At 69.4% G+C, this 22,934-nt stretch carries 24 protein-coding genes, 1 pseudogene and 1 riboswitch; of the genes and pseudogenes, 9 read left to right on the top strand and 16 right to left on the bottom strand.

Annotation, left to right across the window (positions count from 1 at the left end; translation table 11 throughout):
- Window positions 1-53: 53 nt before the first annotated feature.
- The 4 genes and pseudogenes from BST38_RS17045 to BST38_RS17060 form a co-directional block, all read right to left on the bottom strand.
- Window positions 54-626: pseudogene (locus tag BST38_RS17045) on the bottom strand (transglycosylase family protein); the annotation flags it as partial.
- 8 nt (window positions 627-634) lie between these two features.
- A riboswitch (cyclic di-AMP (ydaO/yuaA leader) is annotated at window positions 635-798 on the bottom strand.
- Window positions 799-1,087: 289 nt separating this feature from the next.
- Entirely contained in the window at window positions 1,088-1,354 is a 267-nt protein-coding gene (locus tag BST38_RS17050) for a MoaD/ThiS family protein (RefSeq protein ID WP_083144539.1), read from the bottom strand.
- A gap of 1 nt (window position 1,355) precedes the next feature.
- Window positions 1,356-2,417 (bottom strand): GTP 3',8-cyclase MoaA, encoded by a 1,062-nt coding sequence (gene moaA / locus BST38_RS17055; protein WP_083144540.1) that lies wholly within the window; start codon window positions 2,415-2,417, stop codon window positions 1,356-1,358.
- On the bottom strand, window positions 2,414-2,821 hold the full coding sequence (locus BST38_RS17060) for a YccF domain-containing protein (protein WP_083144541.1): 408 nt from the start codon (window positions 2,819-2,821) through the stop codon (window positions 2,414-2,416). Before BST38_RS17060 ends, moaA begins: the two co-directional genes overlap by 4 nt.
- A gap of 168 nt (window positions 2,822-2,989) precedes the next feature.
- Here BST38_RS17060 and BST38_RS17065 point away from each other — a divergent pair, with 168 nt between their 5' ends.
- Complete coding sequence (locus BST38_RS17065) at window positions 2,990-3,400, top strand: cold-shock protein (RefSeq protein WP_083144542.1); 411 nt, start codon at window positions 2,990-2,992, stop codon at window positions 3,398-3,400.
- Between the two features lie 51 nt (window positions 3,401-3,451).
- On the opposite strand, the gene BST38_RS17070 is transcribed toward BST38_RS17065, so the two are convergent.
- The gene (locus tag BST38_RS17070; protein ID WP_083144543.1) at window positions 3,452-4,327 is read right to left on the bottom strand and encodes an endonuclease domain-containing protein; all 876 of its coding nucleotides are present in this window, start codon (window positions 4,325-4,327) and stop codon (window positions 3,452-3,454) included.
- Between the two features lie 127 nt (window positions 4,328-4,454).
- Here BST38_RS17070 and BST38_RS17075 point away from each other — a divergent pair, with 127 nt between their 5' ends.
- Window positions 4,455-5,471 (top strand): glutathione S-transferase family protein, encoded by a 1,017-nt coding sequence (locus BST38_RS17075; protein WP_083144544.1) that lies wholly within the window; start codon window positions 4,455-4,457, stop codon window positions 5,469-5,471.
- A gap of 36 nt (window positions 5,472-5,507) precedes the next feature.
- On the opposite strand, the gene BST38_RS17080 is transcribed toward BST38_RS17075, so the two are convergent.
- Window positions 5,508-6,023, bottom strand: a complete 516-nt coding sequence (locus BST38_RS17080; protein WP_083144545.1) for a DUF2771 domain-containing protein — start codon at window positions 6,021-6,023, stop codon at window positions 5,508-5,510.
- Window positions 6,020-7,708, bottom strand: a complete 1,689-nt coding sequence (locus BST38_RS17085) for an MFS transporter (protein WP_420872554.1) — start codon at window positions 7,706-7,708, stop codon at window positions 6,020-6,022. Before BST38_RS17085 ends, BST38_RS17080 begins: the two co-directional genes overlap by 4 nt.
- Before the next feature lie 88 nt (window positions 7,709-7,796).
- Here BST38_RS17085 and BST38_RS17090 point away from each other — a divergent pair, with 88 nt between their 5' ends.
- Window positions 7,797-8,690, top strand: coding sequence for a DUF3027 domain-containing protein (locus tag BST38_RS17090; protein ID WP_083144546.1), 894 nt, complete (start codon window positions 7,797-7,799; stop codon window positions 8,688-8,690).
- On the opposite strand, the gene BST38_RS17095 is transcribed toward BST38_RS17090, so the two are convergent.
- Window positions 8,687-9,139, bottom strand: a complete 453-nt coding sequence (locus BST38_RS17095) for an SRPBCC family protein (protein WP_083144547.1) — start codon at window positions 9,137-9,139, stop codon at window positions 8,687-8,689. The two genes, BST38_RS17090 and BST38_RS17095, sit on opposite strands and share 4 nt — an antisense overlap.
- 19 nt (window positions 9,140-9,158) lie before the next feature.
- Entirely contained in the window at window positions 9,159-9,404 is a 246-nt protein-coding gene (locus BST38_RS17100; RefSeq protein ID WP_083144548.1) for a DUF2530 domain-containing protein, read from the bottom strand.
- Window positions 9,405-9,487: 83 nt separating this feature from the next.
- On the opposite strand from BST38_RS17100, the gene BST38_RS17105 reads away from it, so the two are divergent.
- Entirely contained in the window at window positions 9,488-10,300 is an 813-nt protein-coding gene (locus BST38_RS17105) for a TrmH family RNA methyltransferase (RefSeq protein ID WP_083144549.1), read from the top strand.
- Window positions 10,297-10,572: a DUF2537 domain-containing protein gene (locus BST38_RS17110; RefSeq protein ID WP_083144550.1), complete on the top strand. Its 276-nt coding sequence runs from the start codon at window positions 10,297-10,299 to the stop codon at window positions 10,570-10,572. Before BST38_RS17105 ends, BST38_RS17110 begins: the two co-directional genes overlap by 4 nt.
- A gap of 1 nt (window position 10,573) precedes the next feature.
- Here the strand turns inward: BST38_RS17110 and sepH are convergent, their stop codons facing one another.
- Both sepH and serC read right to left on the bottom strand, forming a co-directional pair.
- Complete coding sequence (gene sepH, locus BST38_RS17115; RefSeq protein WP_083144551.1) at window positions 10,574-11,389, bottom strand: septation protein SepH; 816 nt, start codon at window positions 11,387-11,389, stop codon at window positions 10,574-10,576.
- 263 nt (window positions 11,390-11,652) lie between these two features.
- Entirely contained in the window at window positions 11,653-12,768 is a 1,116-nt protein-coding gene (serC, locus tag BST38_RS17120) for a phosphoserine transaminase (RefSeq protein ID WP_083144552.1), read from the bottom strand.
- Between the two features lie 204 nt (window positions 12,769-12,972).
- On the opposite strand from serC, the gene BST38_RS17125 reads away from it, so the two are divergent.
- Window positions 12,973-14,010: an AurF N-oxygenase family protein gene (locus BST38_RS17125; RefSeq protein WP_083144553.1), complete on the top strand. Its 1,038-nt coding sequence runs from the start codon at window positions 12,973-12,975 to the stop codon at window positions 14,008-14,010.
- A 9-nt stretch (window positions 14,011-14,019) separates the two neighbouring features.
- Complete coding sequence (locus BST38_RS17130; RefSeq protein ID WP_083144554.1) at window positions 14,020-15,705, top strand: FAD-dependent oxidoreductase; 1,686 nt, start codon at window positions 14,020-14,022, stop codon at window positions 15,703-15,705.
- A 10-nt stretch (window positions 15,706-15,715) separates the two neighbouring features.
- Here the strand turns inward: BST38_RS17130 and BST38_RS17135 are convergent, their stop codons facing one another.
- Window positions 15,716-16,495 (bottom strand): bestrophin-like domain, encoded by a 780-nt coding sequence (locus BST38_RS17135; RefSeq protein WP_165761604.1) that lies wholly within the window; start codon window positions 16,493-16,495, stop codon window positions 15,716-15,718.
- A 141-nt stretch (window positions 16,496-16,636) separates the two neighbouring features.
- Between BST38_RS17135 and BST38_RS17140 the strand changes: the two genes are divergently transcribed.
- On the top strand, window positions 16,637-19,261 hold the full coding sequence (locus BST38_RS17140) for a family 1 glycosylhydrolase (protein WP_083144555.1): 2,625 nt from the start codon (window positions 16,637-16,639) through the stop codon (window positions 19,259-19,261).
- On the opposite strand, the gene BST38_RS17145 is transcribed toward BST38_RS17140, so the two are convergent.
- From BST38_RS17145 to BST38_RS17160, 4 genes are all read right to left on the bottom strand, one after another.
- Window positions 19,250-19,717, bottom strand: a complete 468-nt coding sequence (locus tag BST38_RS17145; protein WP_083144556.1) for a pyridoxamine 5'-phosphate oxidase family protein — start codon at window positions 19,715-19,717, stop codon at window positions 19,250-19,252. The genes BST38_RS17140 and BST38_RS17145 overlap by 12 nt on opposite strands.
- 138 nt (window positions 19,718-19,855) lie before the next feature.
- Window positions 19,856-20,326: a VOC family protein gene (locus BST38_RS17150; protein ID WP_083144557.1), complete on the bottom strand. Its 471-nt coding sequence runs from the start codon at window positions 20,324-20,326 to the stop codon at window positions 19,856-19,858.
- 85 nt (window positions 20,327-20,411) lie between these two features.
- Window positions 20,412-21,035 carry a maleylpyruvate isomerase family mycothiol-dependent enzyme gene (locus BST38_RS17155; protein ID WP_083144558.1) on the bottom strand — a complete coding sequence of 208 codons (624 nt, stop codon included), beginning with the start codon at window positions 21,033-21,035 and terminating at the stop codon, window positions 20,412-20,414.
- On the bottom strand, window positions 21,032-22,153 hold the full coding sequence (locus BST38_RS17160) for a citrate synthase 2 (RefSeq protein ID WP_083144559.1): 1,122 nt from the start codon (window positions 22,151-22,153) through the stop codon (window positions 21,032-21,034). The genes BST38_RS17155 and BST38_RS17160 overlap by 4 nt, the downstream gene beginning before the upstream one ends.
- Window positions 22,154-22,218: 65 nt before the next feature.
- Here BST38_RS17160 and pdxH point away from each other — a divergent pair, with 65 nt between their 5' ends.
- Window positions 22,219-22,875, top strand: coding sequence for a pyridoxamine 5'-phosphate oxidase (pdxH, locus tag BST38_RS17165; RefSeq protein WP_272818852.1), 657 nt, complete (start codon window positions 22,219-22,221; stop codon window positions 22,873-22,875).
- Window positions 22,876-22,934: the final 59 nt, after the last annotated feature.

Consider the following 22,934-nt stretch of genomic DNA (forward strand, 5'->3'; position numbering starts at 1 on the left):
GCGGGACTGGTCGATCACCGTGGTCAGCGAGTCGAGGTTCGCCCTGGCGCGATCGGGTCCATCGGAGCCGGGGCCGGGGGAAGCGCCTCGGGCGCAGGAGCAGGAGCCTCGGGCGCCGGAAGCGGCGCGGCGAGCGCGTCGAACGGCGCGGGCGGTGGCGGCGGTGCGAACGGATCGGCGGGCGGCGGCACGGGTGCCGGCGCGGCCAGCGCGTCGAACGGCGCGGGAACCGGCGGCTCGTCCTTGATGACATTGCGCGGGGTCGGCGACGACAGTCCCCGGCCGCACGTCGGCCAGGCGCCCTTGCCCTGGGACGCCAGCACGCGCTCGGCGACCGCGATCTGCTCTTCCCGGGTGGCCAGGTACGCCGCGGGGGCGAACTCGGCGCCGCCGTGACCGGACCAGGTGCTCGGCGAGAACTGCAGTCCACCGTGGTAGCCGTTGCCGGTGTTGATGGCCCAGTTGCCGCCGGATTCACAGCTGGCGACCCGGTCCCATTCGCCGTCGGTCGCTGCACCGGCCTGGCCGGCCAGCGCGAGGCTGCCGCCTCCGATGACAGCGCCGGTGAATGCGATCTTCGCGACGCTCTTGGCTGATGACGCGGGCTTGCGATGCCGTCCACTCATATGTGCGGGGGTCCTCTCGTAAGCGCGTGCGAGGTCAGCTGTCGGGTTCGGGCTGGAGAGGTTGCCCGGCCGTCGTCGTCATCGACGTCGGCTTCACCCCAAGGAACCGAATTCGGTTCCAGGTCCTCGGTGGGACCAGTGGGTCCCCCGCCTCCATCCGGGTTGTATCTCGTTGTCCCCGCACACCAACGGATGGAGCTCGGCGCAATTGGTGTGCAGCGGGCCGTTCGGAATGTGGGGGTCGATCGGCCTGGTTCAGAACGTTAACGGCTGTCAGGAGGGTCGTCATCTTTTGCTCACAGCAGCGTTTCTCCCTGCGGCAAATACTAAAAAAACTCTAAATACGCAGGACCGACCGTCGTTCCTGCAGGTGCCGGGTAGCTCGACCAGTCTGTAGCCATCCCGTGACCATTCCGTTATGTGATGTAAATCACGGAATAGGTTCGGCGGAATTGGTCCAACTATCCACCGGCGAATGGCGGCAACACGTCGATGGTCTGCGCATCGCCCAGTTCGACGGTCACGTCTCGCACCGCCATCCCGTCGCGCAGATACGAACAGCGCGCCAGTACGGCGGCCAGGCGCTCGTCACGCGCCTTCAAGATCTGGACGAGCGCCTCCAGCGTCGTCCCGGACGGCACGTCCAGTGTCTCGGCCTCGGTTCCGGCCGCCGCACGCGCTGCGGCGAAGTAGCGCACGGTCACCCGCACGTCGACGTCGGCAGGCATCTCAACCCCCGATCGCGCTCATCGGGCGGTCGGGCTGCACGAAGTCGGGGTCGTTGATGCCGTGGCCGGCCGCTTTCGCCCACATCGCCGACCGCCAGGCGGCCTCCAGCGCGGCGTCGTCGGCGCCGGTGCGCAGCAGCACGCGCAGATCGGTCTCGTCGCGGGCGAACAGGCAGTTGCGGACCTGACCGTCGGCGGTGAGGCGGGTGCGGTCGCAGGTCGAGCAGAACGCATGCGACACCGACGCGATGATCCCGACACGGCCGAGGATCCCGGCCTCGCCGTGGACCTGCCATAGCTGCGCCGGCGCCGAACCGCGCGGCACCGGGTCCGGAGACAGCGTGAAGTGGTGCTTCAGCGCGGCGAGGATCGCGTCGGCGCTCAGCGCGCGGTCGCGCTGCCAGGAATGCTCGGCGTCGAGCGGCATCTGTTCGATGATGCGCAGCTGGTAGCCGTTGTCCAGGCAGAACGACAGCAGTTCCACCGCGTCCTGCAGCCCCGTGACCGGATCGAGAACGGCGTTGACCTTCACCGGGCTCAGCCCCGCCTCTTTGGCCGCGCGCAGGCCGGCGACCACGTCGGCGAACCGGTCCCGGCGGGTGATCGCGGCGAACCGGGCGGGGTCGACGGTGTCCAGCGAGACATTGATCCGGTTCAGCCCCGCCTGCTTGAGGCCGGCCGCGCGCTGCGCCAGCCCGATCCCGTTGGTGGTCAGCGTGACCTCGGGCCGCGGCGACAGCGACGTCGTCGCGGCGATGACGTCCTCGAGGTGCGGGACCACCAGCGGTTCGCCACCGGTGAACCGGATGCTGGTGATGCCGAGCCGGGTCACCGCGATCCGCAGCAGCCGGATCAGCTCGTCGGAAGACAGCTTCTGATCGCGCGGCAGCCAGTCCAGGCCACCGGCCGGCATGCAGTAGGTACAGCGCAGATTGCACAGATCGGTCAGCGACACCCTCAGATCGCGTGCGACCCGGCCGAACGTGTCGACCATCGGGCCGTCGGCGGGTGCGGGCGTGGCGGGGCGGCGTATCGACGGCACGCCGAGCGGGATCACCGTCACGGCACGGCTCCGACGATGCGGCCGCGGGCCTCATTCACCGGCACGATCTCCTTGCCCAGCGGCATCAGCGACACCGGGATCATCTTCAGGTTGGCCACCGCGAGCGGGATACCGACGATGGTGATCGCCATCGCGATCGCCGTGGTGATGTGTCCGATGGCCAGCCACACCCCGGCGACGATGACCCAGATGACGTTGCCGACCAGCGCTCCCGGCCGCGGACCGGGCTTCTCGACGATCGTCCGGCCGAACGGCCACAGCGCGTAGGCCGCGATCCGCAGCGACGCGAACCCGAACGGGATCGTGATGATCAGGATGAAGCAGATCAGCGCTGCGAGAAGATAGCCGAGCGCCAGCCAGAGCCCACCGAAGATCAGCCAGATGAGGTTCAGGATCAGTCGCATCTTCTTCCTCCAGCCGTGACCTGCAGCCTACCGACATAAGGGGATGCTGCGCCTATCGGAGGCCGAGTAGGATTCCCCCGGACGCGTCCCGACGCAGGCGGGGCGCTTACTTTATGTACCTGACAGGTACCGACGTTATCGACATAAGACAGACAGCAGGTGAGACCAGTGCCGACCGGCCGGGTGAAGTGGTACGACGCGGAGAAGGGTTTCGGGTTCCTCTCACAAGAAGAGGGCGAAGACGTCTACGTGCGGTCCTCGGCGTTGCCCGCCGGTGTCGAAAGCCTCAAGGCGGGACAGCGCGTCGAGTTCGGTGTCGCCGCGGGTCGGCGCGGGCCGCAGGCTCTTCAGGTCAAGCTGATCGATCCGCCGCCGAGCCTGAGCCGCACCCGTCGCGAAGCGGCCGCCGCCGAGCACAAGCACACCCCCGACGAGCTGCACGGCATGGTCGAGGACATGATCACGCTGCTCGAGAGCGCGGTGCAGCCCGAGCTGCGCAAGGGCCGCTATCCCGACCGGAAGGTGGCCCGGCGGGTCTCCGAGGTGGTCAAGGCCGTCGCGCGCGAGCTCGACGCGTAGGTGTCGTGCGCCGAGTCTGACGTTGTCGGCGAGATTCCGGCGAAACGACGCTCATAGGTTCAGATTCGGCGGGGCCATCGAAGCGCCGGCGGCGCTCAGGGCGGCATAGGCGCGGGACGCGATGGTGGCCGGGCGGCCGCGCAGGATGTCGGCGCTGACCCGCACGATGCGCCAGCCCATCGTTTCCATGCCGGCCTGGCGGTCGATGTCGCGGGCGCGTTGCCGCGGCTCCGACCAGTGCTGCTCGCCGTCGTACTCGACGCCGACCTTCCAGGTCTCCCAACCCATGTCGACGCGTCCGAGGTGGTAGCCGTACCGGTCGTAGACGTCGATCTGGGTGCGCTCGGGCGGTAGTCCCGCCCGCACCAGGACGAGTCGCGTCCGGGTCTCCTGCGGTGATTCCGCGCCGGGGTCGGCGAGGTCGAGCGCCGCCCGCAACTGCACGACCCCGCGGGCACCGCGATGCGCATCGGCGACGCGACGTACGTCGTCCGCGCCGATGCCGGTCGCGCGCATCAGTGCGTCGAGCCGCATCACGGCGCGCACCAGTCCCTGGCGGCGGCCCAGATCGAAGGCCGTGCGCGCGGGCGTCGTCGCCGCGATGCCCCCGACACTGGTGACCTCGTGGGCGGCAAGGGTGTTGCAGTGCAGGACAATCCCCGCGGTCTTGTGCTGGCTCGCGTGGTTCAACTCGGCGGGCAGCCGCGGGTCGATCCACCGCGCACCGTGCAGCGCGGCCGCCGACATGCCGGCCGCCGTCGCGCGCCGCTGCGACCACAGATAGGCGGCCTTCGCCCTGTGCACCGCGTCGAGTCGCTGATCCTTGGGCACGTACACATTGCGGTGCACCGCCCGGTAGCGCGTCGACAGCTGGTAGCGGTTCACCGCTCCCGCGGCGAGCGCCTCGGTTCCGAGGAAAGGGTCCACGGCTATTGGACGGCGAGCACCCGCGGCCGGTTCCACCCGGGCCGACTCTGAAGTTGTTTGTGAATTCTTGGCCATGATTCGCGAACAACTTCAGATTGGGCCTACCGATACGGGTACTAAGGCAGCTATGAGCTACGTGGCCGACCCGTCCGCCTCCGACGGTGAGTTCAACCGAGACACCGACTACATCACCACCCGGATCACCGCCGACGGCCGCGACGGCTATGCGGTCGAGCCGGGCCGCTACCGGCTGGTGGTGGCCAGGGCGTGTCCGTGGGCGAACCGGACGATCATCGTGCGACGCTTGCTCGGGCTGGAGGACGCGATCTCGATCGGGTTCTGCGGGCCGACGCACGACGAGCGCAGCTGGACGTTCGACCTCGACCCCGACGGCCGCGATCCGGTGCTGGGCATCCACTTCCTGCGCGACGCGTACAACAAGCGGATCCCGGATTACCCGAAGGGTGTGACGGTGCCCGCCATCGTCGACATCCCGACCGGTGAGGTGGTCACCAACGACTTCGCCCAGATCACGCTCGACTTCTCGACGGAGTGGACCGCGTATCACCGCGACGGCGCCCCGCAGCTGTATCCCGATCCGCTGCGCGACGAGATCGACGAGGTGGCCCAACGCATTTACACCGAGGTCAACAACGGCGTGTACCGGTGCGGGTTCGCCGGATCGCAACAGGCCTACGAGAAAGCCTACGACCGGCTGTTCACCGCGCTGGACTGGCTCTCGGAGCGGCTGGAGAACCAGCGGTACCTGGTCGGGGACACCATCACCGAAGCGGACGTGCGGCTGTTCACCACGCTGGCGCGGTTCGACCCCGTCTACCACGGGCACTTCAAGACCAACCGAAGCAAGCTCTCCGAGATGCCGGTGCTATGGGCCTACGCGCGGGACCTGTTCCAGACACCGGGCTTCGGCGACACCACCGACTTCGTCCAGATCAAGCAGCACTACTACCTGGTGCACACCGACATCAATCCGACCGGCGTGGTGCCGAAAGGGCCCGACCTGTCGAATTGGCTCAGCCCGCACGGCCGGGAAGCGTTGGGCGGCAGACCGTTCGGCGACGGCACCGCGCCCGGGCCGACGCGCGAGGGTGAGCGGGTGCCCGAGGCTCACTCAGCCGGCTGAGACTACTCGTCCGGCGGGGCGCGATGGCCGGACTCCTCAGCGCGGCTCGTCCCTCGCCGCTTGATCGTCGTCGGGCCACACCGTCTGCACCGACCACTCCGCGTGCGGCACCGGGAACTCGTTGCCGGCTTCATCGCGCACCCACGTCGGCAGCTGCACGGCGATACCGGTGAGCCGCCCGTGGTGCGGGTCCTGGGTCGGGATCGTCACCGCGAGCCGGGTGTGGGGCGGCACGATCTCGACGACGTCGTCGTCCTCGTAGGCCCGCAGCAGCACCCACGGCGCGCGGGAGATCTCCTGCGGGACCGACAACTGCACCGGATGGCGGGCGTCGACGTGCAACTCGCCCTGCACGCCGGGCACGACGCAGTCGGTCGGGTTGAACACCTGGCAGAACCGGTAGGGGCCCACCCGGGTCAGCTCACCGTGCGAGAAGGCCGAGATCTCCGGCAGCTCGGGGGAGTGGTTCCGCGACAGCTGCCAGACGAGCACACCCGTACCGATCGACGCGAGCAGCGCCACCGTCGCCAAAACCGCGACAACACGTTTCACTCCTGGGTCACCGCCGCACCTGCCCGCACACCCTCCTGTTCGGCCAGTACCGGACGGTTACCTCCGAGGCCCGGCACCAGCGACTCGCCACGATAGCTCAGCACCGTCTGGGCCAGACCGAGGATCAGGATCGCGGTGATCGCGGTGAAGCCCGCATACAGCTCGGTGTAGATCAGCACGCCCGTCGCGCCGCCGGCCACCCATGCCAGCTGCAGCAGTGACTCGGACCGCCCGAACGCCGACGCGCGCGACTCCTCGGGCAGATCATCCTGCAGAGACGCATCCAGGGACGCCTTGGCGATCGCGCTGGCCGCCGACGTCACGAACGTCGCGGCAGCGGCCACCAACAGGTTTCCCGTCAACGCGGTCACCAGGGCCACCACGGTGACCGCGACCGCGCACCGCACCACCAGCCGGGCCGGATGCCCGAGCTTGAGCCGTGCGGCGGTGAAGTTGCCGCCGAAGTTCCCGACGGCCGCCGCGGCACCGATCATGCCGAGGATGCGCAACTGCTCCCAGCCGGTGGCGTCGTGGGCCTTCGCGACGAACGCCGGATACAGGAACAGGAAGCCGACCATCACCTTCACCGTGCAGTTGCCCCACAGCGACGTGATGATGTTGCGGCCCAGCGGCTGGCGGGCCTTGCCCGTCGTGGCCGCGGGTTCGCGCGGCAGCACCTCCGTGGCCCCGTGGTAGCTCAGCGTCGCGGGCACCTCACCCTCGGTGACCTCGACCCACTTCGGGATCCGCATCGCCAGCACCGCGCCGACGATCGTCACCGCGACGACCACGTACAGCGCGCCCGGCATCTGGAACAGCTGGAAGCCGTACTCGGCGGCCGCGGCGATACCGCCGCCGATCATCGTGCCGCCCAACAGGCCGAATGTGGTCAGCCGGGAGTTCACCCGGACCAGGTCGATACTCGGTGGCAGCACTCTGGGGGTCACCGCGCTGCGCAGCACGGAGAACGATTTGGACAGCACCATCATCCCGAGCGCGCACGGATAGAGCACCCAGGACGGGAAGCTGCCCGTCGCGCTGTCGAAATTCGCGATCAGCACCACCGCCAGCACGGTGCGCAACACGAACGACGCGGCCAGCGCGACGCGGCGGCCGTGCTGCAGCCGGTCGAGGGCCGGACCGATCAGCGGGGCGATGACGGCGAACGGCGCGATCGTGATCAACAGGTACAGCGCCACCCGGCTCTTGGACTCCCCGGAGGCCGCCGCGAAGAACAGGGTGTTGGCCAGCGCGACCGCCATCGCCGCGTCGACCGCGAAGTTCGCGACCACCGGCCACGTCAGCGCCGTCAGCCCGGACTTGTCGGCGCCGTCGGCGGTCGCGGCGCGATGCACCATGCCGTAGACCTTGGAACCCATCTCCCGGCTGCGCTGCGCGGCGGCGCGGGTGACCGTCACCTTCTCGCCGCCGGCGAACCCGGCCGGCGCGTCGTCGTCATAGCTGCGGCCGCGATAGCGCACGTCGTCGTCGAGCGGGGGGAGCCATCGGTTGCCGCCCTGATTCGGCGAATAGGGGCGGCCGGACCTGCGCTGACTCGGGCGCACACCCGGGTCACTGGGGTAATTGGCCATCCCCGGGTGCTCGCCTGCGGGCGGGCGCGGCGGGTAGTAGCGCCCACCCTGCTGACCGTCAGGGTCCCGGGGGTCACGCCGCGGTCCGGTCACGAGTCGATTGTTCCCTATCGGGCCGACAGCGGCCGCGCAGGTGACCGGTGTGGCTCGGCCCGGTCTGGATCAGGCAATAATGGGGTCAATGGACAGCATGACCGAACCGGATCCGCAGGCCCCCGAGCCGGGATCGGCGACCGAGCCGGTAGAGCCGGGATCGGCGACCGAGCCGGTAGAGCCGGGATCGGCGACCGAGCCGGTAGAGCCGGCGTCGGCGCCCGAGCCCGTCGTGCCGTCGCCCGAACTGGAGGCGCTGCTGCGTGGCGCCGTCGGTCAGGCCCGCACCGCCGTCGTCGAGTACAGCGGTGAGGACAGCATCGGCGAGTACCTCGGCGCCGAGCTCGAGGACCCGACCGCCGCGACGCACCGTTTCCTGGCCGAACTGCCCGGTTACCGCGGCTGGCAGTGGGCCGTCGTCGTCGCCGCCGCCCCCGGAGCCACCCACGCCACCATCAGCGAGGTCGTGCTGGTACCTGGCCCGACGGCGCTACTGGCCCCGAAGTGGATTCCGTGGGAGGAGAGGGTTCGCCCCGGCGACCTCGGCCCCGGCGATCTGCTCGCCCCGCCTGCCCAGGATCCGCGTCTGGTGCCGGGTTACATGGGCACCGGCGACCCGGCGATCGACGACGTCGCCGTCGAGGTCGGGCTCGGACGGCGTCAGGTACTCAGCATGTGGGGCCGCGCCGAGGCCGCCCAGCGCTGGCACGACGGTGAGTACGGCCCAGGCTCGGCGATGGCGCGGTCGACTCGTCGCGTGTGCCGGGACTGCGGTTTCTACGTGCCGCTCGGCGGTGCGCTGAGCGTGATGTTCGGGGTGTGCGCCAACGAGTACGCCGCCGACGGGCACGTCGTCGACGCCGAGTACGGCTGCGGTGCCCACTCGGACACCCCGGCCGCGTCGGGATCCGGGTCACCACTGTTCGACCCGTACGACGACGGCGTGCTCGACCTCGTCGAGCGCTCGGACGCCGGCAGCTAGCGCTCCGCGGCGTCCTTGATGCGTTGCAGGGACGCGTTCATGCCCTCGATGAGTTCGTCCTCGAAGCTCGGCACCCCGCCCATGAACTTCGAGACCAGGAAGTTCGACACCGCCGACGTGCCGTTCTCGGCGTTGCGGGTCTCGATCAGCCGGGTGCCCGCCTCGGTCGGTTCGAGTTCGTAGCTCCACACCGTGTTGTTCTCGTTGACCTTGAAGGCCAGCTTCTTCTCCGGGACGAATTCGGTGATGCGGCACGTCGTGGGCCAGAACATCGGCCCGCGGCGGTTCAGGTTCACCGTGCGGGTGCCTGCGCGCAGCTGACCGAGCGGCTTCATCGCCCGGCACTGCGGGCTCCACTGCGGCATCCGGCTCAGGTCCGAGACCAGTTCCCAGACCCGGTTCACCGGTGCGTTGATATCGATCTGGGCCTGCAGAATCGGCGCTGCCATGCGTCTCCTCGTCGTCGGGTCAGTTCAAGCCGCGTTGCGCGCCGCGACGGCCTTGGCGCGCGGAGTGACGTTGCCACAGAAAGATCGATGTGCCAAGGACACCGACGCCGAGCCCGGCCAGGGTGACCGGACGCCAGGACTCCAACGCCCCGACGGTGAACGCCAGCACCGTCGCGACCACCCAGGCTGCGGTGATCACCACGATCACGGGGCGCGGATCGAGCAGCACCGCGGGCAACGGGGGCGGATCGGGGTCGGGTTGCATCACCGAACAACCTAATCGACGGCGAACCGGCGGTGAGTAGTCTCTACCGCTGTGCCAGCCCCCGGTCGTCCCCGAATCATCTGATGGACGTCATCGACATCACCGACCCCGCAGACCCGCGGCTGGACGATTTCCGTGACCTCAACAGTGTTGATCGCCGACCGGACCTGCCGACGGGCAAGGGGCTGGTGATCGCCGAGGGTGTGCTCGTGGTGCAGCGGATGCTGGCGTCGCGGTTCGTGCCGCGCGCGATGCTTGGCACCGACCGGCGGCTCACCGAACTCGGCGGCGACCTCGACGGGCTGGACGCGCCCTTCTACCGGGCCAGCGCCGAGGTGATGGCCGACGCGGTCGGATTCCACCTCAACCGTGGTGTGCTCGCGTCGGCGTCGCGGGCGCCCGAGCTCACTGTGGCGCAGGTGATCGACGGCGCGCGGACCGTCGCGGTGCTCGAGGGGGTCAACGACCACGAAAATCTCGGGTCGGTGTTCCGCAACGCCGCCGGGCTCGGGGTCGACGCGGTGGTGTTCGGCGCCGGCTGCGCCGATCCGCTGTATCGCCGCGCCGTGCGCGTGTCGATGGGGCATGCGCTGCTGGTCCCGTTCGCCCGCGCCGACTCGTGGCCGGATGACCTGAACATCCTGCGCGACAGTGGTTTTCGGTTGCTGGCGATGACGCCGAATCCGGCCGCGCGGACCCTCGCCGAGGTGATGCCCGAGCTGGCCGAAGACCCCGTCGCGATCCTGGTCGGCGCGGAGGGACCGGGGCTGAAGGAGCACACCATGCGCTCCAGCGATGTGCGCGTACGCATTCCGATGGCCCGCGGCACCGACTCGCTCAATGTCGCGACAGCGGCGGCGCTGGCCTTCTACGAACGGGATAGGCTCACCCCGTGAACGACGAAACGCCGTGGGCCACAGGGCTGACCGTGTCGGCGTTCACCGCGGCGGTGATCGGTGCCGCGATCGTCGTGCTCAGCATCGGATTGGTGCGGGTGCACCCGTTGCTCGCCGCCGGATTGAATCTGATCGCCGTCGGCGGCCTCGCGCCCACCGTGTGGGGCTGGCGTCACCGGTTGGTGTGGCGCTGGTTCGTCTACGGCGCGGCCGCCGGGGTTGCCGGGGCGTGGATCGCGCTGCTGGTGATGGGTGCCGCAGGCAGGTTGTGAGTCAGCGCTGACCGCTGGACCGCACCCCGAGTAGCACGTCCTCCCACGCCGGCACGGCGGGGCGGGCCTTGCGCGGACGCGCGGTCTTCGCCGCGGGAGCTTCCTCCGGTGCCTCGACGCTCTCGGGTTCGGGCTGCGGCTCGGGGGTGGGAGCAGGCGCCGGCAACGGTTCCGGCATGGGGTCTTCGAGGGCCAGCTGCGCGACCGCGGCCAGCGGCCGCAGCGGGCGCGCGAAGTTCGGGTCGATCAGCTCCGAGGCCGCGTCGTCGAACGCGGTGACGGTGCCGCCGTGCGCGCCGGGGGAGTAGCGGAAGTGTGCGACGTTGTCGGACAGGCCGGCCTTCCACGCCAGCTGCACGGTCCAGCGGCCGTCCTCATTGCGCCACGCATCCCACTTCACGCCCTCGGGATCGAGGCCACGCGAGATCAGCGCCGACGTCACGGTCTCCAGGAGCGTCAACACCGACGGGCCGTCGGCCAGCACGGGATGCGCGGCGGTCGCCAGCTCGGCGGCGCGGGAGCGTTCCAGCAGCACCGGATGGGCGAAGCGCTCGACGCGCGCGATGTCGACACCCGCGGCGTTGGCGACCTGTTCGACCGACGCGCCGGCACGGATCTTCGACTGGATCTCACGGGGGCGCAGCACGTTCGGCACCTCGACATCGATGGTGGTCTGGTTGGACGCGACCCGGTCGCCGCGCACGGCGGCCCTGAGACGGTCGTCGTTGCGGAGGACGAACTTGTCCCCGGAATCGTCGGTTTCGCAGATGATTCGTCTGCCGTCGACGTCGAGTCCGACGACTCTGAGTTCCCTCATTGCGACCTCCTCCGGGCTGGCGCCATGCCCGATATTCGGGTCACCTTACTGCGTTATCGATCCGTAACCCGGCAGACACGCGGGGAGGTTCAGGGCCGCTCGCGACCGGATGTCGCGGCTAAAGCCGCTCGCGACCGGATGTCGCGGCTAAAGCCGCTCGCGACCGGATGTCGCGGCTAAAGCCGCTCGCGACCGGATGTCGCGGCTAAAGCCGCTCGCGACCGGATGTCGCGGCTAAAGCCGCTCGCGACCGGATGTCGCGGCTAAAGCCGCTCCACCACATAGTCGATGCACGCCGTCAGCGCGCTGACATCCTCGGGCTCCACCGCCGGGAACATCCCGACCCGCAGCTGGTTGCGGCCCAGCTTGCGGTACGGCTCGGTGTCGACGATCCCGTTGGCGCGCAGGGTCTTGGCCACGGCCGCGGCGTCGACGTCGTCGTTGAAGTCCACGGTGCCGACCACCTGCGAACGCAGCGCCGGGTCGGTCACGAACGGTGTCGCGTACGACGCGGCCTCGGCCCAGCTGTAGAGCCGCTGCGACGAGTCGGCGGTGCGCTTGACCGCCCACTCCAGGCCGCCGTTGCCGTTGAGCCAGTCGATCTGCTCGGCCAGCAGCACCAGAGTGCCGATGGCCGGGGTGTTGTAGGTCTGGTTCTTGACGCTGTTCTCGATCGCGATCGGCAGCGACAGGAACTCCGGCACCCACCGGCCGGTCCCGGCGATCGCCTCGACCCGGGCCAGCGCCGCAGGGGACATGAGCGAGATCCACAGTCCGCCGTCGCCGGCGAAGTTCTTCTGCGGCGCGAAGTAGTAGACATCGGCGTCGGTGATGTCGACGGGCAGGCCGCCCGCCGCCGACGTCGCGTCGATCGTGATCAGCGCGTCGCCGGAGCCAACCGGGCGCTGCACCGGAACCGCGACGCCGGTCGAGGTCTCGTTGTGCGCCCACGCGATCAGGTCGGCCGACGGGTCCGACTGCGGTGCGGGCGCGCTACCCGCGTCGGCCTTGACGACGATCGGGTCGCCGACGAAGGGGTTCTTCGCGACCGCCGAGGCGAATTTGGAGCTGAACTCTCCGTAGGTCAGGTGCAGCGAGCGCTTGTCGACGAGCCCGAACGCGGCGGCGTCCCAGAACGCGGTCGATCCGCCGTTGCCGAGCACCACCTCGTAGCCGTCGGGCAGTGAGAACAGCTGGCGCAGCCCGTCGCGGACGCGCCCCACCAGGTTCTTCACCGGCGCCTGCCGGTGCGACGTGCCGAACAGGTGTCCCGCCGCGGCGAGGGCCTGCAGTTGTTCCGGCCTGACCTTCGACGGCCCGCAGCCGAACCGTCCGTCGGCGGGTTTCAGATCAGCGGGGATGGTCAGCGTCTCGGCCATGCCCACCAGCGTAGTTCCGGCGCCTGCCGCCGAAACTGTGGGTCCCGCTGTCCGAGGATCCGGTTGCCAAGTGAGCTGGCTCACATGTGATGCGGATTACCCGCCTGACCCACACCCGTGGCAAGGTTCTGTTCAAATCCTGGGACCGCGGGTACCGTGATTCGACAACGGGCCAATGAATGTAAACCTCACGGGAGGCTTCAAATGGCAGTCAAGGAACCTCGCACACGTGTGATCCGGCGCTGGCGCAAGAACATGGACGTGCTCGACGACACCGAGTACGTCGACATGCTGACCACGCTCTCCGAGGGATCGGTGCGCCGCAATTTCAACCCGTACATCGACATCGATTGGGACTCCCCGGAGTTCGCCGTGACACCGGGCGACGAGCGCTGGATCCTGCCCGGGACCGACCCGCTGGGGCGCCACCCCTGGTACCGGTCCCAGCCGCGGGAGCGCCAGATCGAGATCGGCATGTGGCGGCAGGCCAACGTCGCGAAGGTCGGCCTGCACTTCGAGTCGATCCTGATCCGCGGGCTGATGAACTACGCGTTCTGGGTGCCCAACGGCTCACCCGAGTACCGGTACTGCCTGCACGAGTCCGTCGAGGAGTGCAACCACACCCTGATGTTCCAGGAGATGGTCAACCGCATCGGCGCCGATGTGCCGGGCATGCCGCGGCTGCTCAAATGGCTGTCGCAGTTCATCCCGCTCGCCGCGGGCCCGCTGCCGGTGCCGTTCTTCTTCGGGGTGCTCGCCGGCGAGGAACCGATCGACCACACCCAGAAGAACGTGCTCCGCGAAGGCAAGGCGCTGCACCCGATCATGGAGCGGGTGATGGCGATCCACGTCGCCGAGGAGGCCCGCCACATCTCGTTCGCCCACGAGTACCTGCGCAAGCGGGTGCCCCGCCTCAACCGCAGGCAGAAGTTCCTGCTGTCGCTGAACGTGCCGATCATGATGCGGGTGCTGTGCCAGGCGATCATCGTTCCGCCGAAGTCGTTCTGGAAAGAATTCGACATCCCGCGCTCGGTGAAGAAGGAGATCTTCTTCGGGACCCCGGAGGCCCGCCAGTTCCTGCGCGACATGTTCGGCGACGTCCGGATGCTCTGCCACGACACCGGGCTGATGAATCCCGCCGCGAAACTGATGTGGCGGCTGTGCAAGATCGACGGTCCGCCCAGCCGCTACCGCAGCGAACCGGCCCGCAAGCACGTGGTCTCGGCCGTCGACGTCGCGTAGGAGACGCCCGTGCCTCACGTGATCACCCAGTCGTGCTGCAGCGACGGGTCGTGCGTCTACGCGTGCCCGGTCAACTGCATCCACCCGACCCCGGACGAGCCCGGCTTCGCGACCGCCGAAATGCTGTACATCGATCCGGTCGCCTGTGTCGACTGCGGTGCGTGTGTGTCGGCGTGCCCGGTCGGGGCGATCTCACCGGATTCCAAGCTCGAACCCGCGCAGCTGCCGTTCGTCGAACTCAACGCGTCCTTCTATCCCGCGCGCGACGGCAAGCTGCCGCCGACCTCGAAGCTCGCCCCGGTGCCCGAGGCGCCGGTCGTGCACCGCCGGCCGGGCGGCCCGCTGCGGGTCGCGATCGTCGGCTCCGGCCCGGCGGCGATGTATGCCGCCGACGAACTGCTGACCCAGGACGGCGTGCGGGTCAACGTGTTCGAGAAACTGCCGACGCCGTACGGCCTGGTGCGCGCCGGCGTCGCGCCGGATCATCAGGCCACCAAACGCGTCACCCGACTGTTCGACAGGATCGCCGCGCGGCCCGAGTTCACCTTCTACCTGAACACCGAGGTCGGTGCGCACCTGAGCCACGGCGAACTGCTCGAGCACCACCACGCCGTGCTGTACGCCGTCGGTGCGCCCGACGACCGCCGGCTCGACGTCGACGGAATCGGCCTGCCCGGCACCGCGACCGCCACCGAGGTGGTCGCCTGGTACAACGGGCACCCCGAATTCGCCGGTCTGCCCGTCGATCTCAGCGGCGAGCGGGTGGTGATCGTCGGCAACGGCAACGTGGCGCTCGACGTCGCACGGATCCTGACGACAGACCCGGATGCGCTGGCGCGCACCGACATCGCCGACCATGCGCTGGCCGCGCTGCGGAGCTCCGCGGTGCGGGAAGTGGTGGTCGCCGCCCGCCGCGGTCCCGCCGCGTCGGCGTTCACCCTGCCCGAGCTGATCGGGCTGACCGCCGCCTGCGACGTCGTCCTCGATCCCGCCGATCACGACCGCGTGCAGGCCGACCTGGCAGGCGTCGACGCGGCCAGAGATCCGCTGACCCGCGCCAAGCTCGAAGTCCTGGCCAAACTCGGCAGCTCCGACGCGCCGAGTACCCGGCCCCGGATCCGGCTGGCCTACCAGCTGACGCCGCACAGGGTGCTCGGCGACTCACGGGCCGAGGCAGTGGCGTTCACCGTCACCGGATCCGACGAGCGGGTGGAGATCGATGCCGGACTCGTGCTGACCTCGATCGGCTACCACGGCAAGCCGATTCGCGGACTGCCGTTCGACCCCGGCGCCGGTGTGGTCCCCAACCGCGGTGGCCGGGTCGTCGACGACGAGGATGCGCCGGTGCCGGGTAGCTACGTCGCGGGCTGGATCAAACGCGGACCGACCGGGTTCATCGGCACCAACAAATCCTGCGCCGCCGAAACCGTGCACAACCTGGTCGCCGACTACAACGACGGCCGGCTGCCCGACCCCGTGCACGGCACCTCGGCGCTGCACCGGTTCGTGCGAGCCCGGCAGCCCGATCTGATCGACGCCGCGGGCTGGAAGGCGATCGACGACGACGAAGTGGCGCGCGGCTGCGGCGTGCGGCCGCGCGACAAGTTCACCTCGGTGACCGAGATGGTCGGCGTCGCGACGAACGTGCCCGCGCCGCCGATGCGTCAGCGGGTGTTCGCCGCGCTGCGCCGCTGATTCGGGACGATCACTCGGTCGCCCAGAACTGCAGCACATGTTCGAACGCGGTCGGATGCACCGACAGTGCACCCACGTACGGATGCTCGAGCGCGAAGATCAGGTACAACACGAACGCCAATAGCGCCGCGGTCAGCCCGACGGCCAACGAGTGCACGAGCACATCGCGGGTGCCGAACAGGAACGTGAACGCCATCATCACGCCGCCACCGCCGATCAGCAGCACCCACAGTTCACCGGGCACGTGGGCCTCGCTGCTGCTCACCCGCATCTTGCGGGCGGCGCCGAGATCGTTCAGGCGGACAATGGCGTGATCGAAGAATGCGATCTGGTTGCGTGTCTGCGGCTCTACCGCCAGATACGCCAGCCACACGTCGTGGAGTTCGTCGGACTGCTCGGGGACGTACTCACCGCGATCCATCCGGGGGAACTCCTCGTCGATGACGAACCGCGTGTAGTTGATGAGGCTGGCTTCGACCGCCGGGCGAGACTCGGCAGGCAACGATTCGGAGTCCCGGAGTAGATCGGCCACCGCGGCCGCCTCCAACCCGCTGGCGTCCTCGGCGTCGGAGAACTGTTCCCACACCACGACGACGACGAACCCGACCAACACCGCGTACAGCACGCCGCCCAGTTGGAAAACCGAACCGGATACGGCGTTGTTGTTCTCCAACCGGCTGTGCGACACCGCTTTACGGAACAAGAAGAGACCGCCGACGGACAGGCCGACGACTCCGGTGACCCACAGTGGCACGAGGATCATCGGGGGGATCTGGAGAAGCCACAGCACAGATCAATACCTCGCGTCTGGTGCCGACCGCCGCGGCGCAGTCCGGCAATTATGACCAGAAGGTCGTGCTGAGGTCCGGCAAATGCGCGCGTTTTGGTCAATCTCCCCACCACGCAGCCCGGCGGAGGTAAGCACAGAACCATGAATTCTGCGCAGTTCGTCGGGCGGGTCGGCGGTCTCGCGGTGGCGCTCGGGGTCGGAGCTGCCGCGCTCACCGGTTCCGGGGTGGCATGGGCGGGGGAGGATTCGGGCCTATCAGCGACATCCGCGGCCGAATCATCCACTGGGCGAACATCATCAGCCGAAAAACGCGCTGCGGGCCCGGCCAAACCGAGCCGAGACCGCAGTACCGGCCGGGACGCCGACCGGGAGGACTCCGCCGGCGGTGGTCGCGACACCGGCGATGACGGGCAGGACGCGGCGGACGCCGGGGACCCCGCCGCCGCGCTAACGGGCGCCGACTCCGACGACGAACCGGTGCGGGCACGCAAACCCCGCGTCGCGGTGCGGGCCGGGCAGGATGCGCCGGCAACCGAGACCGAAACCGGATCAGAGGCAGGTTCGGGAGCCGATCCCGCCGACGCGGACCACGGCTCCACCGCACCCGTCCCCGGCGGAACCGAACCCGCCGCGCGTGACACCGCGGCACCCGCAACCCCCGCCGCGAGCACCGCGGTCGTGGACCCGCCGCGGGTACCGTCCTGGCGGGCCTACCCGACCGCCCACGATCCCGGCACCGTGGTGACCTGGGCGGTGGACCTGGTGCACAGCTTCTTCGACGCGGTACTGCAGCCGTTCGCCGCGGGAGCGCCCCGCCCGCCCGCCGATCCGTCGGTCTGGGGGCTGCTGGCCTGGGTGCGCCGGGAGTTGTTCAACGCCTCGCCGACGGCGACCGCGAACCCGCTGCCGTACACCCAGAGCCTGGTCGACGGCGACGTCCTGATCACCGGCAACGTCGGCGTCGTCGACCCCGACGACGACCCGTTGACCTACACGGTGATCGGGCGCCCGCACAACGGCGGGACCGTCACCGTGGACGCGGACGGCAACTTCGTCTACCGGGCGATGAACGCGATGGCCGCGGTCGGCGGCACCGACGTGTTCACCGTCGCGGTCAGCGACGAGGCGGCCGGCCTGCACGTGCACGGACTGGCGGGCCTGCTGCAGTTCGTGCCGATCCTGGGCAACTTCCTCAAGCCCGGGGGCGGACACGGCATCACGCGCACGATCACGGTCACGGTGGCCCCGGTCGACGGGATAGATCTGTCGCTGCCCGACGACTTCCACTGGGGCGTCGCCCATTCCGGGTTCCAAGCCGAAGGCGGACCCGGCGCGCCGATCGACACCCGGTCGGACTGGTACCGGTGGGTGCACGACCCGCTCAACCGGCTGCTCGGTCTGGTGAAGGGTGTACCCGAGGACGGGCCGGGGGCGTATCTGACCTACGACGACGATGCGCGGCTGGCACGCGAAGAACTCGGGATGAACACCTTCCGGATGGGCATCGAGTGGAGCCGGATATTCCCGAACTCGACTGCGGCCGTGGACATCTCCGATGAGGGCGGCGCGCTGAGCCTCGACGACCTCCAGGCGCTCGACGCGCTGGCCGACGCCGGCGCGGTGTCCCACTACCGCGACGTGTTCGCCGCGTTGCGTGGCCACGGCCTGGAGCCGCTGGTCACCGTCAACCACTTCACCCTGCCGGTATGGGTGCACGACCCCGTCGTGGCGCGCCCGCTGATCCAGCTCGGGCTGCCCGTCGAAGCGGCCGGCTGGCTGTCGCCCGACACCGCCGCCGAGTTCGAGAAGTACGCCGGCTACCTCGCGTGGAAGTTCGGCGATCAGGTCGACAACTGGGCCACCCTCAACGAGCCGTTCCCACCGGTGCTGACCGAGTTCCTCGCGATCCCGGGCCTGGTGCCGAACTGGCCGCCGGGGGTGCTGCGGCCTGACCTCGCCTCGACGTTCGTGGTCAACCAGGCGATCGGGCATGTCGCGGCCTACGACGCGATCCACGCCTGGGACACCACCGCGGCCACCGACGGCGGTCCCGCCGCGTTCGTCGGTTTCACCCACAACATGATCCCGGCACGGCCGGCCAACCCGGTCAACCCGCTCGACGTCGCGGCCGCCGATGCGTGGAACCACTACTACAACACCTGGTTTCCGAACGCGGTGATCGACGGTTGGGTGGACGTGAACTTCGACGGCATCAAGTCCGCCGACGAGATCCGGCCCGAAATGGCCGACAAGGTCGACTTCCTCGGCGTGCAGTACTACGGCTCGCAACCCATGGTCGGCTTCGGCGTCGCGCCGGTGCCCGGCTTCCCGTTCCTGCGCGGCTTCCCGATCCGGTGCTCGGCCGACGAGACGACCTGCAGCGACTTCAACCAGCCCACCGACCCGGGCGGCTTCCGGGAGGTGCTCGAACTCGCCGCGTCGTACGGGAAACCGTTGTGGATCACCGAGAACGGCATCGCCGACGCCGACGATTCCAAGCGGCCGTCCTACATCGTCAACCACATCGCGGTGGTGCAGGACCTGGTGACCCACGGAACCGACATCCGCGGCTACACCTACTGGTCGTTCGTCGACAACCTGGAGTGGGCCGAGGGCTACGAGCTGAAGTTCGGCCTCTACGGCTCGGACCCGGACACCCCGGAACTCGAACGCATCCCGAAGGCCGCGAGCATCGCCGCACTCAGCGGGATCACCGTCGCCAACGGCCTGCCGGTGTCGCTACTGGCGGCCTACCTACCGAGATGACGTCGCGGTAGGGGCTCCGGCATCGGGGCTTTCGTATCGTCCGGTCTTTTCGCTGAGCCGGATGCGATACACCGCAGCGTGTCCTGCCGTGCCGTGCGTGGGCGGCGGTGTGCCGGACGACGCGCCCGGGCGCAGCAACGGCGTCAGACGGTCGATGAGCAGCCGCAAGCCGTGCTCGGCGTCCGCGCCGTCGAGTTCCTCGACACGGCCCCAGGCGATCACACTGCGCCAGGCGTTGAGAGTGTCGACGTGCTCGACCTCGAAGCACACGTCGGGATGGGCTCTCATCGCCTGCCATTTCATGCCCTCGGTGGTGTGCGCGTAGATGGCGCCGTCCTGGTACACGTAGCAGATCGGCACCACATACGGGCGTCCCTCGTGAATGCATCCGATGCGACCGACGGCCTCGGTGCTCAGCAGTTCCTCGATGTCGTCTCGCGCGAGTGTTCCGAGCATGGTCGGCGTTTCCTCTCCCAGTGCTCACCGCATCAGCCGGGCAGAGTTGTCCGGCCCATCTCTCAGAGTCTCACGGCCGAGCAGGCCGAATACCGTGATCGCTGTGGCAAGCAGGCACGCCGTCGACAACCTCCCGGGTCACGACATCTGGCCGCTCTCGGCCATCTGGGCGACCACCTCGTTCATGTCGACCTCGCGCACGGTCTCGGCCAGCGACCACTGGTGGCCGAACGGATCCCGCAGCACGCCGTAACGGTCGCCCCAGAACTGGTCCTCCAGCGGGTTCACCACGGTGGCGCCGGCATCCAGGGCCCGCTGGAAGCGCCCTTCCACATCGGGTCCGTGCAGGTGGATGGTCACCGAGGAGCCACCGAGAGCGACCGGTGTGCTCGAGCGGCCGTCGCAGAACTCGGGGAAGTCGTCGTTGAGGAAGACCATCGCGCCGTTGATCTGGAACGCCGCGTGCATGATCTTGCCCTCGGGCCCGGGCAGCCGCGCCATCTCGACCGCGCCGAACGCCTTGGCGTAGAAGTCGAGTGCCGCCGCGGCGTCGCCGACGACGAGGTGCGGGACGAGCATGGGCGTGTTGGCTTCAGCGGGAACCGCCATCGGAATTCTCCTGACCGGGTAGGGGTGGGACGCCAGTGCAGACCCGCGCCCGCCGGAAAACTCATCGCGGCCCCCACCACGATCCTCAGACCACGGAGAACCCGGCGGGCAGGCCGGTACGGCCGGTCAGTGCGAGCAGCAGCGTCGGCCCGGTACCGAGCGCGACGCCGATCCGCGCGGCCAGCGCCGCGGCGTCGGCGAGCACATCGACGGGTGGGGTCACGTCGAGCCCTACGGCCCTGGCGATGTCCAGACCGTGCACCGCCAACTCGAACGTGCGTGTCGGAAGGTAGCTGCTCAACCGGATGCCCTGCCCGCCGATCACCTCGATCAGCGGGTCGCCGTCGACGGCGTCGAGCTCTCCCAGCACCTTTGTCACCAGCGCATCGATGGTCGCGACAGGATCGGCCCCGAGGTCGCGCGCCGCCTGCCTGCCCCGCTCGACGATGGCCGCGGCGTCGGCACTCGCCATGTAGTCCCGCACCCAGACGTAGTAGCCGACGGCGTCGGCGACGTCCTTGCGCGATGCCGGGGCCCGCAGGTAGGTGCTCACCGTGACCAGGGAACGGGAGGTGTGGCCGACGAGGTCGCGCACGCTCCATTCGCCGAGGCCGGCATCGTCCCAGCGGGCAGCCGGGATCTGGCGCACCAACGCCGCGAAACCGTGTGCCGCCGAGGCGAACACGTCACGCGCCGGCATCGCCGTCATTGCCCGGCGAGTGTGTCCCAGCCCTCGACCGACTCGGGGCTGCGCGGATCGGGGCCGACGTAGATCGCCGACGGCCGGACCAGCTTGCCCAGCCGCTTCTGCTCGAGGATGTGCGCGCACCAGCCCGCGGTGCGGCCACAGGTGAACATCGCCGGCATCATCTTCGGCGGAACCTGCGCGAAGTCGAGGATCACCGCCGCCCAGAACTCGACGTTGGTCTCGATCGCCCGGTCGGGCCTGCGCTCCCGCAGCTCGGCGAGCGCGGCCTGCTCCAGTGCCGCGGCCACCTCGTAGCGCGGCGCCTGAAGTCGCTGCGCCGTCGCGCGCAGCACCCGCGCCCGCGGATCCTCGGCGCGGTAGACGCGGTGCCCGAAGCCCATCAGTTTCTCGTTGCGGTCCAGGATCCCCTTGACCACCGCACGGGCGTCGCCGGTGCGCTCGGCCTCCTCGATCATCGGGATCACCCGCGCCGGGGCGCCGCCGTGCAGCGGGCCGCTCATCGCGCCGATCGCCCCGGACAGCGCCGCGGCGACGTCGGCGCCGGTCGACGCGATCACCCGGGCGGTGAAGGTGGAGGCATTCATGCCGTGCTCGGCGGCGCTGACCCAGTACGCGTCGATCGCCTCGACGTGCCGCGGATCGGGCTCACCCTGCCAGCGGGTCATGAAACGGGCTGTGACGGTGTCGCATTCGTCGACGCGACGCTGCGGCACCGCGGGCTGATAGATACCGCGGGCCGACTGCGCGACGTAGGACAGCGCCATCACCGATGCCCGGGCCAGCTGATCGCGCGCGGTCTCGTCGTCGATGTCCAGCAGCGGCGGGTAGCCCCAGATCGGGGCCAGCATCGCCAGGCCGGCCTGCACATCGACCCGGACGTCGCCGCTGTGGATCGGCAGCGGGAACGGCTCGGCAGGCGGCAGACTCCGGCCGAACTTCCCGTCGACCAGCAGCGCCCACACGTCACCGAACGTGACCCGATGCGCGACCAGGTCCTCGATGTCGACGCCGCGGTAGCGCAGCGCGCCGCCGTCCTTGTCCGGTTCGGCGATCTCGGTCTCGAACGCCACAACGCCCGCCAAACCCGGGTTGAAGTCCTTCGGCACCGTAGTCGTCATGCGCAGATTGTCGCACCCGCGTCGGCGAGCCGACCTGCCAGCACCACGGGCGTAGCGTTTGTCGCGTGGGCACTTCTGATCACCTGGCGCGGATGCGCGTCGAATACGGGTCGGCGGAGAAGGACGGCAGCGGGGATCTCGACGCCGACTGGCTCGGAATCGGCTGGGTCGCACTGCTGGAGAAGTGGATGACCGAAGCCGGTGAGGCCGGGGTCGCCGAACCCAACGCGATGGTCGTCGGCACCGTCGACGCCGAAGGCAGACCGGTCACCCGGACGGTGCTGTGCAAGAGCGTCGACGAGTCGGGGATCTCGTTCTACACCAACTACGACTCCGACAAGGGTCAGCAGTTGGCCGTGCACCCGTACGCGTCGGCGACGTTCCCGTGGTACCCGCTCGGTCGGCAGGTGCACGTGCGCGGCCCGGTCACCAAGGTCACCCCCGAGGAGACGGCCGACTACTGGCGCAAGCGGCCGCGCGGATCGCAGCTGGGGGCGTGGGCGTCGCAGCAGAGTCGGCCGATCGGGTCCCGCGACGCGTTGATGCGCCAACTGGCCGAGGTCACCGAACGCTTCGCCGGTGTCGACGAGGTCCCGGTGCCCCCGCATTGGGGCGGCTATCTGATCGCGCCCGAGGTGGTGGAGTTCTGGCAGGGCCGGGAGAACCGGGTGCACAACCGGATCCGGGTGCGCGACGGCTCCGTTGAACGGCTGCAACCCTGAGTGGAACGCCTTCAGCCCTGAGGGGAGCGGGAGCGCCCGGGCGGGCGACCAACGCCGGG

The sequence above is a fragment of the Mycolicibacterium parafortuitum genome (assembly GCF_002086815.1).
Lineage (GTDB): Bacteria > Actinomycetota > Actinomycetes > Mycobacteriales > Mycobacteriaceae > Mycobacterium > Mycobacterium parafortuitum.

Bases quoted from the DNA above. Each gene is read 5' to 3' on its own strand.
- serC (WP_083144552.1), bottom strand. From the start codon at position 12,768: ATGGCCGAGACGCTGACCATCCCCGCTGATCTGAAACCCGCCGACGGA.
- BST38_RS17100 (WP_083144548.1), bottom strand. From the start codon at position 9,404: ATGCAACCCGACCCCGATCCGCCCCCGTTGCCCGCGGTGCTGCTCGAT.
- BST38_RS17060 (WP_083144541.1), bottom strand. From the start codon at position 2,821: ATGCGACTGATCCTGAACCTCATCTGGCTGATCTTCGGTGGGCTCTGG.
- BST38_RS17160 (WP_083144559.1), bottom strand. From the start codon at position 22,153: ATGACGACTACGGTGCCGAAGGACTTCAACCCGGGTTTGGCGGGCGTT.
- BST38_RS17145 (WP_083144556.1), bottom strand. From the start codon at position 19,717: ATGCTCGGAACACTCGCGCGAGACGACATCGAGGAACTGCTGAGCACC.
- BST38_RS17095 (WP_083144547.1), bottom strand. From the start codon at position 9,139: ATGGCAGCGCCGATTCTGCAGGCCCAGATCGATATCAACGCACCGGTG.
- BST38_RS17075 (WP_083144544.1), top strand. From the start codon at position 4,455: ATGAGCTACGTGGCCGACCCGTCCGCCTCCGACGGTGAGTTCAACCGA.
- BST38_RS17090 (WP_083144546.1), top strand. From the start codon at position 7,797: ATGGACAGCATGACCGAACCGGATCCGCAGGCCCCCGAGCCGGGATCG.
- BST38_RS17105 (WP_083144549.1), top strand. From the start codon at position 9,488: ATGGACGTCATCGACATCACCGACCCCGCAGACCCGCGGCTGGACGAT.
- BST38_RS17050 (WP_083144539.1), bottom strand. From the start codon at position 1,354: ATGCCTGCCGACGTCGACGTGCGGGTGACCGTGCGCTACTTCGCCGCA.
- BST38_RS17150 (WP_083144557.1), bottom strand. From the start codon at position 20,326: ATGGCGGTTCCCGCTGAAGCCAACACGCCCATGCTCGTCCCGCACCTC.
- BST38_RS17125 (WP_083144553.1), top strand. From the start codon at position 12,973: ATGGCAGTCAAGGAACCTCGCACACGTGTGATCCGGCGCTGGCGCAAG.
- BST38_RS17140 (WP_083144555.1), top strand. From the start codon at position 16,637: ATGAATTCTGCGCAGTTCGTCGGGCGGGTCGGCGGTCTCGCGGTGGCG.
- BST38_RS17155 (WP_083144558.1), bottom strand. From the start codon at position 21,035: ATGACGGCGATGCCGGCGCGTGACGTGTTCGCCTCGGCGGCACACGGT.
- sepH (WP_083144551.1), bottom strand. From the start codon at position 11,389: ATGAGGGAACTCAGAGTCGTCGGACTCGACGTCGACGGCAGACGAATC.